Annotated in this window: 15 protein-coding genes and 1 tRNA gene; 9 read left to right on the plus strand and 7 right to left on the minus strand. The window is 67.2% G+C overall.

Annotated elements, in window-relative coordinates; genetic code table 11:
• Positions 1-39 precede the first annotated feature (39 nt).
• From AC1DP9_RS06985 to pth, 7 genes are all read left to right on the plus strand, one after another.
• A complete protein-coding gene (locus AC1DP9_RS06985; RefSeq protein ID WP_092291676.1) occupies positions 40-1,953 on the plus strand; it encodes a tetratricopeptide repeat protein in 1,914 nt (637 codons plus the stop codon).
• A gap of 137 nt (positions 1,954-2,090) precedes the next feature.
• Positions 2,091-2,711 carry an outer membrane lipoprotein LolB gene (locus tag AC1DP9_RS06990; protein WP_304441450.1) on the plus strand — a complete coding sequence of 207 codons (621 nt, stop codon included), beginning with the start codon at positions 2,091-2,093 and terminating at the stop codon, positions 2,709-2,711.
• Between the two features lie 8 nt (positions 2,712-2,719).
• Positions 2,720-3,598 (plus strand): 4-(cytidine 5'-diphospho)-2-C-methyl-D-erythritol kinase, encoded by an 879-nt coding sequence (gene ispE / locus AC1DP9_RS06995; RefSeq protein WP_477107087.1) that lies wholly within the window; start codon positions 2,720-2,722, stop codon positions 3,596-3,598.
• A 60-nt stretch (positions 3,599-3,658) separates the two neighbouring features.
• Positions 3,659-3,735 (plus strand) — tRNA-Gln (locus AC1DP9_RS07000).
• 98 nt (positions 3,736-3,833) lie between these two features.
• Positions 3,834-4,787: a ribose-phosphate pyrophosphokinase gene (locus tag AC1DP9_RS07005; RefSeq protein WP_092291674.1), complete on the plus strand. Its 954-nt coding sequence runs from the start codon at positions 3,834-3,836 to the stop codon at positions 4,785-4,787.
• 170 nt (positions 4,788-4,957) lie between these two features.
• A complete protein-coding gene (locus AC1DP9_RS07010; protein WP_092291672.1) occupies positions 4,958-5,575 on the plus strand; it encodes a 50S ribosomal protein L25/general stress protein Ctc in 618 nt (205 codons plus the stop codon).
• Between the two features lie 122 nt (positions 5,576-5,697).
• Positions 5,698-6,294, plus strand: a complete 597-nt coding sequence (gene pth / locus AC1DP9_RS07015; protein WP_092291671.1) for an aminoacyl-tRNA hydrolase — start codon at positions 5,698-5,700, stop codon at positions 6,292-6,294.
• A gap of 107 nt (positions 6,295-6,401) precedes the next feature.
• On the opposite strand, the gene AC1DP9_RS07020 is transcribed toward pth, so the two are convergent.
• From AC1DP9_RS07020 to AC1DP9_RS07040, 5 genes are all read right to left on the minus strand, one after another.
• Positions 6,402-6,662, minus strand: coding sequence for a YfhL family 4Fe-4S dicluster ferredoxin (locus AC1DP9_RS07020; protein ID WP_092291669.1), 261 nt, complete (start codon positions 6,660-6,662; stop codon positions 6,402-6,404).
• A gap of 65 nt (positions 6,663-6,727) precedes the next feature.
• Positions 6,728-7,213 (minus strand): pantetheine-phosphate adenylyltransferase, encoded by a 486-nt coding sequence (gene coaD / locus AC1DP9_RS07025; protein WP_092291667.1) that lies wholly within the window; start codon positions 7,211-7,213, stop codon positions 6,728-6,730.
• Between the two features lie 192 nt (positions 7,214-7,405).
• Positions 7,406-8,050, minus strand: coding sequence for a 16S rRNA (guanine(966)-N(2))-methyltransferase RsmD (gene rsmD, locus AC1DP9_RS07030; protein ID WP_177219859.1), 645 nt, complete (start codon positions 8,048-8,050; stop codon positions 7,406-7,408).
• A gap of 117 nt (positions 8,051-8,167) precedes the next feature.
• Complete coding sequence (locus AC1DP9_RS07035; RefSeq protein ID WP_477106926.1) at positions 8,168-9,535, minus strand: M16 family metallopeptidase; 1,368 nt, start codon at positions 9,533-9,535, stop codon at positions 8,168-8,170.
• Positions 9,536-9,544: 9 nt separating this feature from the next.
• Complete coding sequence (locus tag AC1DP9_RS07040; RefSeq protein ID WP_092291663.1) at positions 9,545-11,095, minus strand: M16 family metallopeptidase; 1,551 nt, start codon at positions 11,093-11,095, stop codon at positions 9,545-9,547.
• Between the two features lie 61 nt (positions 11,096-11,156).
• Between AC1DP9_RS07040 and ftsY the strand changes: the two genes are divergently transcribed.
• Positions 11,157-12,476: a signal recognition particle-docking protein FtsY gene (gene ftsY / locus AC1DP9_RS07045; RefSeq protein WP_477106927.1), complete on the plus strand. Its 1,320-nt coding sequence runs from the start codon at positions 11,157-11,159 to the stop codon at positions 12,474-12,476.
• Between the two features lie 235 nt (positions 12,477-12,711).
• Positions 12,712-15,048 (plus strand): carboxypeptidase-like regulatory domain-containing protein, encoded by a 2,337-nt coding sequence (locus tag AC1DP9_RS07050; RefSeq protein WP_477106928.1) that lies wholly within the window; start codon positions 12,712-12,714, stop codon positions 15,046-15,048.
• A 94-nt stretch (positions 15,049-15,142) separates the two neighbouring features.
• On the opposite strand, the gene maiA is transcribed toward AC1DP9_RS07050, so the two are convergent.
• A complete protein-coding gene (maiA, locus tag AC1DP9_RS07055) occupies positions 15,143-15,787 on the minus strand; it encodes a maleylacetoacetate isomerase (RefSeq protein WP_477107088.1) in 645 nt (214 codons plus the stop codon).
• Positions 15,788-15,794: 7 nt separating this feature from the next.
• Positions 15,795-16,496: a fumarylacetoacetate hydrolase family protein gene (locus tag AC1DP9_RS07060; protein ID WP_441593640.1), complete on the minus strand. Its 702-nt coding sequence runs from the start codon at positions 16,494-16,496 to the stop codon at positions 15,795-15,797.
• Between the last annotated feature and the right edge of the window lie 174 nt (positions 16,497-16,670).

Here is a 16,670-nt window from a genome sequence, read left to right on the forward strand (position 1 = left end):
TCCATTCCTACGCCCCCGCGCGCCCGGAGCATCGATTTCATGCCGGACTTCCGTTCGTCCCTTCAGGCCATGCGCCCGGACCTCATTCCGATGACAGCATTTCCCGCCGCGCCCGCCGGCCCCGCCAGCGGCTTGCGCCGCCATGCGCGTGCGCTGGCCGTCTCCGCCTGCCTAGCATTCGGCGCGTTCGCCACGGTGGCGCACGCCGCGCCACCCCGGGTGGCGCAGGGCGACGAAGAAGCCATCGACGTGCCGCCGCCGGCCTCCGTGACCAAGCCCCGGGCGCCGCGCACGCCGCTGCCGAATGTGTCGCTGACGCCGGACATCCTCTATCGGGTGCTGGCCGCCGAGATCTCGCTCCAGCGTGGCCTGGTCGGCACCGCCTACCGCACCTACCTGGACCTCGCGCGCCAGACGCGTGACCCGCGCCTGGCCCAGCGCGCCACGGAAATCGCGTTCAACGCGCGGATTTCGCAGCAGGCGCTGGACGCCGCCCGGCTCTGGACCGAACTGGCGCCTACCTCGCCCGCCGCGCGGCAAGTGCTTTCCACCCTGCTGGTGCTGAACGGCCGCTGGGACGAGGCCGAGCCGCTGCTGGTGCAGCAGCTGGCCAGCTCGCCGCCGGGCCATCGCCCGGAAGCCATCCTGCAGATGCAGCAGCAGATCTCGCGCACCAGCGATCCGGCCGGCGCCGTGGCCGTGCTCCAGCGCGTGACCGCCAACGACACCAAGTTCGCCGAGACGCATCTGGCCATTGCCCGCGCCAAGGAAGCGGCCGGCGACAACGCCGGCGCGCTGGCCGAGCTGGACGAGGCGCTGCGCATCAAGCCTGACCTCGAGCCCGCCGCGCTGATGGCCGCCGAACTCCAGGCCGAGAGCGCGCCGGACAAGTCCATCGCCCTGCTCAAGCGCTTCCTGGCCAAGGCACCGGCCTCGGTCAACGGCCACATCACGCTGGCCCGCCTGTACCTGCAGAAGAACGACATGGAAGCCGCGCGCGCCGAGTTCGAGGCGCTGCGCAAGGTCGCCCCGAACGACCCGCGCGTGCCGCTGGCGCTGGGCCTGACCAGCCTCCAGGCGCGCAGCTACGACGACGCCGAGCGCTACCTGCAGGAATACCTGCGCATGGCCGAGAAATCCCCGGCCGCCAATCCGGACGTAGCCTTCCAGTACCTGGCGCAGATCGCCGAGGAAAAGAAGGACTACGCGCAGGCCATCCAGTGGCTCGACCGGATCGAAGACAGCCGCCTCGCACCGGCAGCCCAGGCCAAGCGCGCGCAGCTGCTGGCGCGCATGGGCAAGCTCGACGACGCCCAGGCCGTGTTCAGCGACATGCTGGCCGATGCCGAGGACATCGCCGACCCCGGCCAGCGCGGCCAGCGCATGGCGGCGATCCGCCAGGCAGAAGTGGCCACGCTGATCGACGCCAAGGCCTACGACCGCGCGCGCAAGTCACTGGAGGAACGCGTGCGCGTGGAGCCGGACAATGCCGACTGGGTCTACGAACTGGCGATGCTCGACGAGCGCGAGAAGCGCTACGACAGCATGGAACGCGGCCTGCGCAAGGTCATCGCCATGCAGCCGGAGCAGAAGCAGGGCTACAACGCGCTCGGCTACTCACTGGCCGACCGCAACGAGCGGCTGGCCGAAGCCCGCAAGCTGCTCGAACGCGCGTCCGAGCTTGGCCCGGACGATCCCTACATCATGGACAGCCTGGGCTGGGTGAAGTATCGCCAGGGCGAACTGCAACCGGCCGCCGAACTGCTGCGCAACGCCTACTCGAAGGCGCCCGAGGCTGAAATCGGCGCGCATCTGGGCGAGGTGCTCTGGCAACTGGGCCAGCATGACGAAGCACGCCGCACCTGGACCGAGGCCGCCAAGGCGGAGCCCGAGAACCAGACCCTGATCGACACGCTGCGCCGTTACAACCAGAACGTGCTGCTGTCCAAGTAAGCTGCCAACCGGCCCGGGCGGCCCGCCATCCGATGCAATACCGTGCGATGGAGGGCGCCGGGGCGCTGTTGTGCGATGGTCGCCCTGGCGGCCATCGCCACCTCGTCATATATCCCGATTTTTCCGACCGACGACTCATGACCATGCTCCGATCCCGTCGCCTGGCCCTGTTCTGCCTTGCCGCCCCGCTCTGGCTGGCCGGCTGCGCCAGCGTGGCGCCCTCGCGCGGCTTCGACGCCGGCGAGACCGCCCGCAGCGAGCACTACTCGGGCCGCTTCGCCGCCAACTACACCCGCTATGGCCGCAACGAAGGCGTGCAGGGCAGCTTCCGCTGGGAGGAACAGGGGCGTAACGTGCGACTGGACCTCGTTTCGCCGCTGGGCCAGACGCTGGCCGTGGTGACGTCCACGCCCTCGGGCGCCACGCTCGACCTGCCCAATGAGCCGCCGCGCAACGCGCCCGAGGTGGACGCGCTGATGGAACAGGCGCTGGGCTTCTCGCTGCCCGTCTCGGGCATGCGCGACTGGCTGCACGGCCGCCCCGCGCCGGGCGCGCCGGCCAACGCCACGCGCGACGTGCGCGGCCGCCTCGACACCCTCACGCAGGCCGGCTGGACCGTGCGCTATGTGGATTGGCAGGAGCCGCCGGAAGGTGCCACCGTGGCCACCGCCCGGCCGCGTCGCATCGACATGGCGCGGGACGGCGGCCCGTCGCCGATGACCGTGCGGCTCGTGATCGACCCGGAGGCCCGCCAATGACCGCCGCCATGACCACCGATAGCTCCCTGCCGCCCCCGGACCTGCGCGACTGCCCGGCGCCGGCCAAGCTCAACCTGTTCCTGCACGTGACCGGGCGCCGCCCGGACGGCTACCACACGCTCCAGACCGTATTCCAGCTAGTCGACTGGTCGGACACCCTGCACTTTCACCGCCGCGACGATGGGGTGATCGCCCGCACCACCGACATCCCCGGTGTGCCGGCGGACACCGACCTCGTGGTGCGCGCGGCGCGTGCCCTGCAGCAGGCCAGCGGCACCCGCTTCGGCGCGGACATCGCCATCGAGAAGCGGCTGCCGATGGGCGGCGGCATCGGCGGCGGATCGTCCGATGCGGCCACCACGCTACTGGCGCTGAATCACCTCTGGGGCGTGCGGCTGCCGCGCGACGAACTGATGCGGATCGGCCTCTCGCTGGGCGCCGATGTGCCGGTGTTCGTCTTCGGCCAGAACGCCTTCGCGGAAGGGGTGGGCGAGGAACTGACGCCCGTGGATTTGCCGTCCAGTTGGTTCGTCGTCATCCACCCGCGCCAGCACGTGCCCACCGCTGCAATATTTTCGGACGAACGCTTGACAAGGGATACGCCCATCTCCATAATTACCGACTTCGCTGCTTGCACAAACAAATTCGCTTTCGGTCGCAACGACCTGCAAGCGATAGCAACAGCGAAATTCGGCGAAGTTGCCCGAGCCCTTGAATGGCTGAGACAATACAGTCCCCATGCAAGGATGACCGGTTCCGGAGCCTGCGTGTTTGCCCGTTTCGACGATCAGCAAACTGCGCAGCAGGTTGTGGAACAGGTGCCATCGGAATGGGATGGCAGGTGTGTGAGTAGTTTGTCGCATCACCCGCTCGCAACATTCGCATAGCAAGTTTTCGTCTGGCGAGGTGCTTCAGTTTGGCGCCGCGACAGTCGATAAAGGTTGTGTAGGGGAGTCGCCAAGTTGGTCAAGGCACCGGATTTTGATTCCGGCATGCGAGGGTTCGAATCCTTCCTCCCCTGCCATTACTTCCTATAGTGTTCTGACGAACACTCGCAGAATCGGCTGCCGGCAATGGCCGGCGGTCACAAAATCTCCCCCAGCAGCAAGACAGGTGCCCCGAATGAGCAGCGAAGGCTTGATGGTATTTACCGGCAACGCCAACCCCAAACTCGCGGAGGCTGTCGTACAGCACCTCGGCATTCCCCTGGGCAAGGCACTGGTAGGCCGTTTCTCCGACGGCGAAGTCCAGGTCGAAATCCAGGAAAACGTTCGCGGCAAGCACGTCATCGTGCTGCAGTCCACCTGCGCGCCGACCAACGACAACCTGATGGAACTGATGGTGATGGTCGATGCCCTCAAGCGCGCCTCGGCCCGCAGCATCACCGCCGCCATGCCCTACTTCGGCTATGCCCGCCAGGATCGCCGCCCGCGTTCGGCGCGCGTGGCCATCTCGGCCAAGATCGTGGCCAACATGCTCGAAGTGGCCGGTGTAGAGCGCGTCCTGACGATGGACCTGCACGCCGACCAGATCCAGGGCTTCTTCGATATTCCCGTCGACAACATCTATGCGTCGCCCGTGCTGCTCGGCGACCTGCGCGAGAAGAACTACGGCGACCTGCTCGTCGTCTCGCCCGATGTTGGCGGCGTGGTCCGCGCCCGTGCGCTGGCCAAGCAACTGAACTGCGACCTCGCGATCATCGACAAGCGTCGTCCCAAGGCCAATGTGGCCGAGGTGATGAACATCATCGGTGAAGTGGCAGGCCGCAACTGCGTGATCATGGATGACATGATCGACACCGGCGGCACGCTGTGCAAGGCCGCCCAGGTGCTCAAGGAGCGCGGCGCGCTGAAGGTTTTCGCCTACTGTACCCATCCGGTGCTGTCGGGCGGTGCCGCAGCCCGCATCGCGGCGTCCGAACTGGACGAAGTGGTGGTGTGCGACACCATCCCGCTGTCCGACGAGGCCCGCCAGTCCGGCAAGATCCGCCAGGTCTCCACCGCCCCGCTGCTGGCCGAGACCTTCACCCGGATCGTGAAGGGCGACTCGATCATGTCGCTGTTTGCCGACCACTGATGCGCGCTGGGTAGCCGCTGCATAGCGATACCTGCTAGAATTTTGGGCTTTACCGCATTGGCTGCCAGGTTTGGCGGCCAATGTGCTTCAAGCGGCACTACATTCTCGTCGTGCCGCTTCAGTCGAGGCTGTCTGGTCGCGGACAGCCTTCTTACTATTTGGAGTACACCATGAAAGTCATCGCTTTCGAGCGTAGCGTACAGGGAACGGGTGCGAGCCGCCGCCTGCGCAATTCCGGCAAGACCCCCGGCATCATCTATGGCGGCGCCGCCGAGCCCAAGATGATCGAACTGGATCACAACGCGCTGTGGCACGCCCTGAAGAAGGAAGCGTTCCACTCGTCGATCCTGGACCTGGAAGTGGGTGGCGCGTCCGAGAAGGCGCTGCTGCGCGCGTTCCAGATGCACCCGTTCAAGCCGCTGGTGCTGCACGTTGATTTCCAACGCGTGTCGGCCACCGACAAGATCCACGTCAAGGTGCCCCTGCACTTCATGAACCAGGAATCCGCTCCTGGCGTGAAGCTGGGCCACGGCATCGTGAACCACATCCTGAACGACCTGGAAGTGTCGTGCCTGCCGGCCGACCTGCCCGAGTTCATCGAAGTGGATCTGGGCCAGGCCGAACTGGGCCAGACCCTGCACCTGTCGGACGTGAAGCTGCCGAAGGGCGTGACCGCCATCACCCACGGTGACGACAACCCCGCCGTTGCCAGCATCTCGCTGCCGGCCGGTGGTGTGTCCGAAGCTGCTGAAGGTGGCGAAGCCGCTGGCGAAACGCCGGCTGCCTAAGCCTTCTCGCGCATCGAAGAAACCGCCGGTTCGCCGGCGGTTTTTTTTCGCGCGGGATTTTCGCCAGCGTTTTGACGTATGCTGTCTCGCGCCAGACTCTCCCGACCTTCCCGATTCATCGCATGATCAAGCTCATCGTCGGCCTCGGCAATCCCGGGGCGGAATACGAGGCCACGCGGCATAACGCCGGCTTCTGGCTCGTCGACCAACTCGCCCGCATGGGCAGCACAACGCTGCGCGTGGAGGGCCGCTTCCACGGCCTGGCCGGCCGCGCCCGGCTCTGGGACCAGGACATCTGGCTGCTCAAGCCGTCCACGTTCATGAACCGCTCCGGGCTCGCCGTGGTGTCGCTGGCGCGCTTCTACAAGATCCTGCCGGACGAGATCCTGGTCGCGCACGACGAGATGGACCTGCCTGCGGGCGCGGTCAAGCTCAAGCGCGGCGGCGGCGCAGGCGGGCACAACGGGCTCAAGGACATTGCCGCGCACCTGACCACCCAGGAGTACTGGCGCCTGCGGCTCGGCGTGGGCCATCCGCGCAATGCGCCGGGCGGCGCCGGGGCGGGCCGCGAGGATGTGGTCAACTATGTGCTCAAGCCGCCACGCAAGGAAGAGCAGGAAGCCATCGACACGGCGATCGACCGCAGCATCGGCCCGCTGGGGCTGCTGGCGCGTGGCGAGAACGAGCGCGCGATGATGGAGCTGCACACGGGCAAGTGAAGGGTATCTTCCGGCCCAATGTCAGCAGGCAATAAAAAACCCCGCAATGCGGGGTTTTTTATTGCCGGACAACCCGGAACGGGTATGGCCTGAGTGCTGAATAATGCTCAAGCCGCATGCCGCGCGGCGGTCAGCAGCCGGTAGCGCTGCATCAGCACCTCCTGGGACTCCACGCGGTTCGGGTCCTTCGGAATGCAAGCCACCGGGCATACCTGCTGGCATTGCGGTTCGTCGAAGTGGCCGACGCACTCGGTGCACTTGTTGGGGTCGATCTCGTAGATCTCGGGCCCCATCGAAATTGCTTCGTTCGGGCACTCGGGCTCACAAACGTCGCAGTTGATGCAGTCGTCAGTGATCAATAGCGCCATGATATTTCCTTCCTGCGACCCGCCCGCGCCCGACTGGCCGCGTCGGCGGGTTCGAAGGCTCCATTCTATTCCGCTTTGCCGATCTTCTCTTGCAGCCAGCGCTCCACCGAGGGGAATACGAACTTGCTGACATCGCCGCCCAGCACGGCAATCTCGCGCACGAAGGTGCCCGAGATGAACTGGTACTGGTCCGAGGGGGTCAGGAACATCGTTTCCACGTCCGGCAGCAGGTAGCGGTTCATGCCGGCCATCTGGAACTCGTACTCGAAATCCGACACCGCGCGCAGGCCGCGCACGATCACGCGCGCATTGTTCTTGCGCACGAAGTCCTTGAGCAGGCCCGAGAAGCCTTCCACGCGCACGTTGGGATAGTGCCCGAGCACTTCCTTCGCGATACCGATGCGCTCCTCCAGCGAGAAGAACGGGCGCTTGTTGGGGCTGTGCGCCACGCCGACCACCAGCTCGTCGAAGATATTCGACGCGCGACGGACGAGATCCTCGTGTCCCCGGGTCATGGGATCGAATGTACCGGGATAGACCGCGACGACCATATTTCCTCCTTTGGGGTGCCCGCTGCCGGCCTTGTGGCCGATCGATGGATTCTGGCTGCGTGACGAGCGTTGAACAAACAACAGCGGCGTAGTGTAACGCCAAATGCGGCATTTGGAAGTCCATCCACAGGCTTTCTGCGGCGTCGCAGCACGCCCGCAAACGCTTGCCCGGCGCGGCAACTCGTCGTACGACTATCCTGCTTCGCCCTGCCCCGGCACCTTGTGCTGGAGCAGGTGGAAGTGCACCGCGCCCGCGCGGGCCTGCCGCACGATCTCGAGCGAGGCCGGCACCGGCGCATCGGGCCCGATCAGCGCGTGGTCGGTCTCCACATAGACCGCCCCACCCGGCCGCGACAGCCGTGCTGCATGCTCGAGCGCCGGCCCGAGCCAGTCCTCGGCGAACGGCGGGTCCAGGAAGATCACGTCGAAGCTGGCGCCCGGCATCTGCGCGGCCACGGCGAAGGCGTCGCCCTGGATCACCTTGACCTGCTCGGCGTCGAACCGGTACTGATTGTCGCGCAACTGGCGCGCCACACGCGGGTTGGCCTCCACCAGCGTGACGGCCGCCGCGCCACGGGACGCCGCCTCGAAGCCAAGTGCGCCGGACCCGGCAAACAGGTCGAGGCAGGTCATCCCGGACATGTCCTGGCCGAGCCAGTTGAACAGGGTTTCCCGAACGCGGTCAGGCGTGGGCCGCAGCCCTTCGGCCTCGAGGACCGGCAGCAGCGAGCGCTTCCAGCGCCCGCCAATAATGCGGACCTGCGCCGGCGCCTGGCGAGGGGAGGGAGAAGCAGATCGCCCGCGCGGTGCGGGCGACGGTTTGGTGCGCGAATTCATGCCGTGATTGTAGAGCCTGCCGCGCCCCGCCACACCCTCTGGCGGCTGCGCGGCTTCACAATCAGAATCGTCTCAACGATCGATGCTGCGCCAACCCGGCGCCAAGTTAGCGCCAACTCAGGGTTGCGCCGGGCCGCCCACGATGACCGTGGCCATGGCATCCGGATGCACGTGCTTCTGGAAAGCCGCCCGCACCTGCTCGCGCGTGACCTTGCCGATCTGCGCCGTCCAGGTGTCGAGATAGTCGAGCGGCAGGCCGTACCAGCCGATGTTCGCCACGTTGGTCAGCAGCTTGCGGTTGCTGTCGATGCGTAGCGGGAAGCCATTGACGAGGTTGTCCTTGGCGGCACGCAGTTCGGCGTCGGTCGGGCCGGTCTGCACGTACTGCTTCAGGATCTCGCGCACCAGCCGCAGCGCCTCGTCGGTGTTCTCCTTCTTGGTCTGGAGCGTGATGCCAAACGGCCCGGGCTGCTTCGCCGGCGCGAAATAGCTGTCCACGCCGTAGGTCAGCCCGCGCTTCTCGCGCACCTGGTCAGTCAACCGCGAACTGAACCCGCCGCCGCCGAGCACGTAGTTGCCCACCAGCAGGGCGAAGTAGTCGGGGTCGCCGCGCGCGATGGCCGGCTGGCCCATCGCCACGCTGGCCTGCTGCGCCGGATGGGGGATGCGCTTCTCGCTGCCCGGAATCGTCATCTGCACGTCCGGCACCTTGGGCGCGGCCACGCCGTCGGGGAGGCCGCGCGTCAGGTCTTCGGCGATCTGCTCGGCCTGCTTGCGGTCGATGGCGCCGATCAGCGTGACCACGGCGCGCTTGGCGGTGTAGTTGTCGCGCCAGAACTTCAGCAGGTCATCACGCGAGATGGCGGCCACCGATTCCGGCGTGGCCGACACTCCGTACGGATGGTTCGGATACACGGCCTTTGACAGCGTCTTGTCGGCGATCACGCCGGGACGCGAGTCGCCCTCGCGGATCGCGGTAATCAGGCGCTGCTTCTCGCGCTCGACCACGGCCGCCGGATAGGTCGGCGCCTTGATCAGCTGCCCGGCCAGCCGTAGTGACTGCTCACGTTCTGGCGAGGCGGTCAGCGTGCGCAGGCCGATGCCGCCACGGTCGCCGCCAGCCGCGCCGCCAAAATCGGCACCCGTGTCGGCGAAGGCATCGGCCACCTGGGCTTCATTGCGCGCGGGCTGGCCGTCCTGGGCGGCCGCGCCCTTGTCGAGCAGCGCGGCGGTCAGCGTGGCCAATCCGGCCTTGCCGGGCGGGTCGTAGCGGCCGCCGGCGTCGAAATCGATATTGACATCGAGCATCGGAATCGACGGACTCGGCACGAAGAACACCTTCGCGCCGGTGGAGGCCGTCCAGTTCTCGATGGGCAGCGCGGCCTGGGCCACGGAGCCGGCCAGGAGGGCAATCGCCCCGCAGGCCACCCCGGCCAGCCGGCGCACCATCCGTGGCGAGGCAATCGTCATGACGGACAAGGACATCGTGGCTCCTCAGTGACGCAGCCCTTCCGGGGCGGCAGTCTTGGGCTTGTTGGGGTCGATCGGCTGCGGCACCAGCGTGGCCACGGTCAGGTTGTCATCGTTGAAATACTTTGCCGCCACGGCTTGCACCTGGGCTGGCGTGACTTCCTTGATCTTGTCGAGCATGCGGTCGATCTGGCGCCACGAGATGCCGGAGATCTCAGCCGTGCCGATCTCCATGCCCTGGCCGAATACCGAGTCGCGCTTGTAGATCTGGCCCGCCACCACCTGCGCCTTGACGCGCTTCAGCTCTTCCTCGGACACGCCGTTCTTCGCGATGCGCTGGATTTCCTCGCGCAGGGCCTTTTCGATCTCGTCCGTGGTGTGGCCGTTGGCCGGGGTGCCGTCGAGCACGAACAGCGATTCGCCGCGATTGATGCTGTCGTAGCCCACGTTCACGTCGTCGGCCAGGCGCTGCTCGCGCACCAGTTCGCGGGTCAGGCGGGCGTTGTCGTAGCCGTTCAGCACGGCGGACAGCACCTCCAGCGCGTACGGATCGACATCCTTCTCCACGTCATGCAGGCGCGGCACCTTGTAGGCCATGACCATGTACGGGTTCTCGGCCGGCGCCTTGACCCAGATGCGCTTGATGCCCTTCTGGGTAGCCTCGAGCTGGGTCTTGCGCAGCGGCAGCGCGCGCGGCTTGAGCTTGCCGTAGTAGCGTTCGGCCAGCGCGCGCACCTCGTCCGGCTTGACGTCGCCGGTCACCACCAGCAGCGCGTTGTTCGGCACGTACCAGGCCTTGTACCAGGCCTGCACGTCCTCCACGCGCATGTTGACGAGGTCGTCCATCCAGCCGATCACCGGATGCCGGTAGGCGGCGGCGGTGTAGACCGTGGCCAGTAGCTGCTCGTAGACGGTGCCGCGCGGGGAGTCGTCGGTGCGCAGGCGGCGCTCCTCCATCACGACTTTCATCTCGCGGTCGAATTCGTCCTTCTTGATGATGAGGTTGGCCATGCGGTCGGCCTCCAGCTCCATCATCCTCGGCAGGTACTGCTTGGCGATCTGCTGGTAGTAGAGCGTGAAATCGCGGTTGGTCATGGCGTTCTCGCGACCGCCGAGCATGGCGATCTGGCGCGAGAACTCGCCCACCGGCACCTTCGGCGTGCCCTTGAACATCATGTGTTCGAGCATGTGGGCCACGCCCGTGGTGCCGCTCACCTCGTCGATGCCGCCCGTGCGGTACCAGATCTGGTGCGCCACGGTGGGCGCGCGATGGTCTTCCTTGACGATCACGCGCATGCCGTTGGAGAGCTGGAATTCGGTGGTGCCCGCCTGGGGCTGGCCCACCGCGGAAGCGGTCCGCGCTCCGGAAGGCGGGCCCTGCGGCGTGGGCGCGGTGGTCTGGGCCATCGCCGCGCCACTAAATCCGGCGAATCCGCCAAATCCGGGCAATCCTGACAGGCCGGAGAAGGCGAAAGCAGCAACCAGTGTGGGAAGGACGCGCCGCGAGAGGCGGGCGGTGGGCATTGATCGGATTCGGGCGGCGCCCGCTCCGGACAAGACAGCGCAATGGTTCATGCGACCCCGTCTGCTAGAATTTTGGCGATTGATTCTACCGGGGTATTGACCCCTTTCCCTAATGTTTAGTTTCTGGAAGAAGCGCAAGGCCGAGCCGGCCCCTGCGCCCGCCGAGCCGCCGGCTGCCGAGCCGGCGCCGGCCATCACGCCGGCACCGGTGGCCTCGCCCACCGCTGCCCCCCAACCCCAGCCGTCGCCCAGCCCGGCGCCGGCGCCCTTGCCTGTCCCCGCTCCAGCTCCAACGCCTGCCCCGGTTCCGGTTCCGGTCCCCGTGCCGGTGCCTGTTCCTGTTCCGGTGCCTGTCCCCGTCCCGGTTCCGGCCCCCGCACCTGCCCCGGTTCCCGCTCCGGTGCCTGCCCCGGTGCCCGTGCCGGTCCCGGTTCCCGCCCAAGTGCCGCCTCCGCCGCCGGCGCCGGTCGCCTATGAGCCGCCGGTTGTCGAGGAACTCGAACTAACGCCGCCGCCAACCCAGACCGCCGAGGCCAAGCGTGGCTGGATGACGCGCCTGCGTGCCGGGCTGTCGAAGACGAGCCGAAACCTCGGCACGCTGTTCGTCGGCGTGAAGGTGGACGAGGCCCTGTTCGAGGAACTCGAAACCGCGCTGCTGATGGCCGACGCCGGCGTCGAAGCCACCGAGTTCCTGCTCGGCGAACTGCGCCGCCGCGTAAAGAACGAGCGCCTCGAGACCGCCGAAGCCGTGAAGATCGCCCTGCGCGAGCTGCTGACCGACCTGCTGCGCCCGCTCGAGAAGACCATGGAACTGGGCCGCGAGCAGCCGCTGGTGATGATGATCGCGGGCGTGAACGGCGCCGGCAAGACCACCAGCATCGGCAAGCTGTGCAAGCACTTCCAGGCCTACCACCAGTCGGTGCTGCTGGCGGCCGGCGACACCTTCCGCGCCGCCGCGCGCGAGCAACTGACGATCTGGGGCGAGCGCAACAACGTCACCGTGGTCGCCCAGGAAGGCGGCGACGCGGCGGCAGTGATCTTCGACGCCGTGAACGCGGCGCGCGCGCGCAAGATCGACATCGTGATGGCGGACACCGCTGGGCGCCTGCCCACGCAGCTGCATCTGATGGAAGAACTGAAGAAGGTGAAGCGCGTGATCGGCAAGTCGATGCCGACGGCCCCGCACGAGGTGCTGCTGGTGATCGACGCCAACACCGGGCAGAACGCCCTGTCCCAAACCCGCGCCTTCGACGACGCGCTGGGCCTGACCGGCCTGATCGTGACCAAGCTGGATGGCACGGCCAAGGGCGGCATCCTCGCCGCCATCGCCCGGCAGCGCCCGGTGCCGGTGTACTTCATCGGCGTGGGCGAGAAGGTGGAAGATCTTCAGCCATTCAAGGCGGACGAATTCGCTGAAGCACTGCTCGGTTGAGCACGGCTGGCTTTGGCCAGCTTCCCCTGCAAAACCAGCATGGCGAGCCCCCGGGCTCGCCATTTTCGTTTTATCGCTAGCGCCTCGCTGCGACTTGCCCCTCCGGCAGGCCCGTTTGGCTGCCGGAAGGGGCCGGACTAGCTGCGTGGCCAACGTTGACTGACATCAACCGTCGTCCCAGGGATGGCTGCTGCAATGGCTCGCCCCCGGCATTTTTCACCTGAGGACGAGAACCATGAATGGAACGTTGAAGCCACGCAGGATGCGCGCCTGGCTCGGATCGCTTTGCGTCGCCACGCTGATGGCGGCGTGCGGCGGCGATGACAATGGCGGCGGAGGCGGAGGCACCGGCAAGGTCGATCCGCCGCCCGTGCCGCGCCAGACCATCGCCCTGTCGGGCCAAGTCTACCAGGCAGCCGGCGGGGGCAATCCGCAGGGCCCTGCCGCCGATGTCGCCGTCAGGGTGTTCGACGCCGATGGCAAGGCGATGGTCGCCCAAGGCGCCACGACCGCCAGCGGCGACTTCGCCGCGCTCGCGGTGCCCACCGGAGATGCCGTGGTGCGGCTGTCGAAGCCCGGCTACGTGGCGCAGGTCGTGCCGGTGAACGCCGCGCGCGACGCGCGCATCGCGGCCACGCTGCTGCCTGTCGGCACGACCCTCTCCGCGCCGGGCTTCGAGTCCGGCGGCACCTTTGCCGGCGGCGACGGCGCCAGCGTCACCGTGGCCCCCGGATCGTTCGTGACCGCTGACGGCAAGCCGGTCAGCGGCATCGTGCAGATCGACATCACGCCCTACAGCGCGGCCGCCAATCCGGAAGGGTTCCCGGGCACACCGTACCTGCGCCAGGCGGGCCTGGACGGCATCATGGTCAGCATGGGCATGGCCGATTTCTCGTTCTCGCAGAACGGCCAGCCGCTAAAGCTCGCGCCCGGCAAGACCGCGCGGATCTCCGTGCCGCTCTATGCCGCCACCACGCCTGACGGCAAGCTGCTCCGCCCCGGCGATACCGTGCCGGTCTGGAGCATGGACGACAGCACCGGCCAGTGGCGGCAGGCCACCGGCATCGCGGGCACTGTGGTGACATCGCCCGACAGTCCCACCGGCCTGGCGATGCAGGCCGATGTCGATCACTTCAGCTGGTGGAATTGCGACTACTTCCGGACCACCCGCGCCATGCGCATCAAGGTGCTCGATCCAGCCGGCGTGCCCTACTCTGGCCAGGCGTACCTGACCGCCACGTTCACCGAGGCGCCCGGGGGCTATGCCACCAGCGGCCACGCCGCGATCACGCTGGACGCCGGTATCACGTCCGTGTCCGTGCCGGACGATGCGGTCGACGGCAGGTTCTCGGTGCGCATCGGCAACCTCGGCGGCGGCGCCAGCGTGAACAAGCTGCAATGGAGCACGACCGACGAAGTGATGGTGCGCCTGTCCGGGCTGCCACAGATCGACCTGACGCCCGGTACCGCCTCGCTGGTGTTCTTCGATGCCGACAAGGCCGGCGGCAAGAGCATCCAGTTCGCGCTCGCCACCCGCAACCTTGGCACGGCCACGCTGGAATGGCTGGTCGATGGCGTGCCCGGCGGCAACGCGGCAGTCGGCACGATCTCGGCGAGCGGACGCTACCGCTCCCCGCGCGGCGCCGATCTGGACGCTGTACTGAACACCGGCGGCCGGCAGGTCTCGATCACCGTGCGCAGCACGGCCGACCATCTGGTCATGCGCCAGGCATCGGTGACGCTGGAGGCGCCGACGATCGTCATCGTCGGGCGACGCTATGGCGCAGGCGGCCGCACCACCGACGACATGACCACCTACACCGATGACAGCGGCTTGCACAGCCTGCCGACCTACCCGGTCCACAACCTGCACGACGACACCTTCCAGGCCTACTTCGGCAATGCAGGCCATCCGTTGCGGTCGGTGCAGTGGGAGCTCTCGTGCGGCATGGACATCAACTACGGCGTGAGCGACTGCGCCCCGTGGGCGCCGGGCGCTGTCATGGCCGCCGATGGCACGCTGACCATGCCCGATGTGTCGCCCATCATCCCGCCCGATCACACGATGGACCTCGTCGTCGGGGCGAGCTACGGCGTGCCGTCGCTCTGGCTGCGCGCCACCTCGGCCGACAAACCCGGTCTGCGCGGCGTCATGCAGCTCAAGGTGGTGCCGGTGGAAGACCCGGTGGGCGACAAGGTGGAGATCGTCTTGCCGGTGGGCCCATCTACGCCCGGCACGGCGGCGTCCGGGGCAGACGTTCCCAGCGGCCTCTACGTGGTCACAGACGGCCAGCTAGCGGTCCGCAGTACCGCCCCCGCGCTCGATGTCACGGCCCCCGTCACCTGGAGCCTCGTGTGCCTGACGAGAAGTGGCGCATTCTGCACCTCTACCGCCTGGCGGCCGACGCTCACGCCGGACGGACGCCTGTCCGGCATGGCGGGCCAGCCGGGTCCGTGGAGCGGTGCCTATCTCTACGTGATGGCCGAATGGTCGGCTGGCGGCGTCAGCAATCGCCTGACGCGCTGCATCGTCGGGCACGGTGATACGGCCTGCAAGCCGTTGGCCCCATAACCGCCAAATCGGCCAATCGGCCAATCGGCAACAAAAAAGCCCGGCATCGCTGCCGGGCTTCCTGCAAACGTCGGAACCATCCGATAAAAGCGGACTACTCGCTATCCGGCTGCGCTGCCGGCGCGGCCTTCTGGAAGGCTTCCAGCTCCATGCAGGCCGCGTGAGTGCGCGCGATCTGTGGGAATCGGTCCAGATCGACGTTGAACCGGTGCGCGTTGAATACCTGCGGCACCAGGCACAGGTCGATCAGCGTCGGCGTGTCGCCAAACGCGTACCGACCCACGCGGCCGATCTGCTGGAGGTTGCCTTCGAGCGAGGCAAAGCCCTGCTCGATCCAGTGCCGGTACCACGCGTCCTTCGCCTCCTCCGCCACGCCCAGCGTGTGCTTGAGGTACTTCAGCACGCGCAGGTTGTTCAGCGGATGGATCTCGCAGGCGATTTCCTGCGCCAGTCCGCGCACGATGGCGCGGTCCAGCGGGTTGGCCGGCAGCAGCGGCGGCTCGGGGTGCGTTTCATCCAGGTATTCGATGATCGCCATCGACTGGATCAGCGGCTTGCCGTCGGCCACGAGCGTCGGCACCACGCCATCGGCGTTGAGCGCGCGATACTCGGGCTTGAGCTGCATGCCGCCTTCCTTGAGCAGGTGCACTCCCGCGTACTCGTACGGCAGGCCCTTCAGTTCCAGCGCGATACGCACGCGGAACGAAGCCGAGCTGCGGAAGTAGCTGTAGAGCTTCAGCATCGGCTCAGGCCACCTTGACGGTCAACTCGCCCACACCCTCGATGCGGCACAGCATGACGTCGCCCTTCACCACCGGGCCCACGCCTTCGGGCGTGCCGCTGTAGATCAGGTCGCCGGGCTGCAATTCGAACAATTTCGAGAGGTACGACACCATCTCGGGCACCGACCAGATCAGGTCCGACAGATCGCCGCGCTGCTTCTCCACGCCGTTCACCGCCAGCGTGACCGCGCCCTTCTGCGGATGGCCGATCTCGGACACCGGCAGGATCGGGCCGATCGGCGCCGATTTGTCGAATGCCTTGCCGGTCTCCCAGGGGCGGCCGGTCTTCTTCGATTCGTTCTGGAGGTCGCGGCGCGTCATGTCCAGGCCGAGGGCGTAGCCGTAGACGTGGCTGGCGGCCTGCTCGACCGGGATATCCTTGCCACCCTTGCCGATGGCCACCACCAGCTCCACTTCATAGTGGCAATTGCTGGTGCCCGGCGGGTACGGGAAGGTGCCTTCGGTGCCGTCGGCCACGTAGCTCACCGCGTCGGACGGCTTGCAGAAGAAGAACGGCGGTTCACGATCCGGGTCCGAGCCCATTTCGCGCGCATGGGCGGCATAGTTGCGGCCCACGCAATAAACCCGGCGCACGGGAAAGCTTGCGCGGCTACCGCGCACGGGGACGCCAACGGGGGCTTGCGGCTCGAAAACGAACTCGGTCATCCAAACTCTCCAGACTGTTTTTCTGAGGGAATCCGCGCCGGCGCGGCGCGGTAGGCCAAAAGCATACACCCATGCGTACGGCCGCATACAGTGGCGAATGAGCACCCTCCCCGCCCGCACGCAGCTGGTGCGTTGCACAACTCTGGCGCTGCGGGCCGGGCCGGCCCGCACTAG

Source organism: Cupriavidus sp. 01L43, from assembly GCF_056399925.1.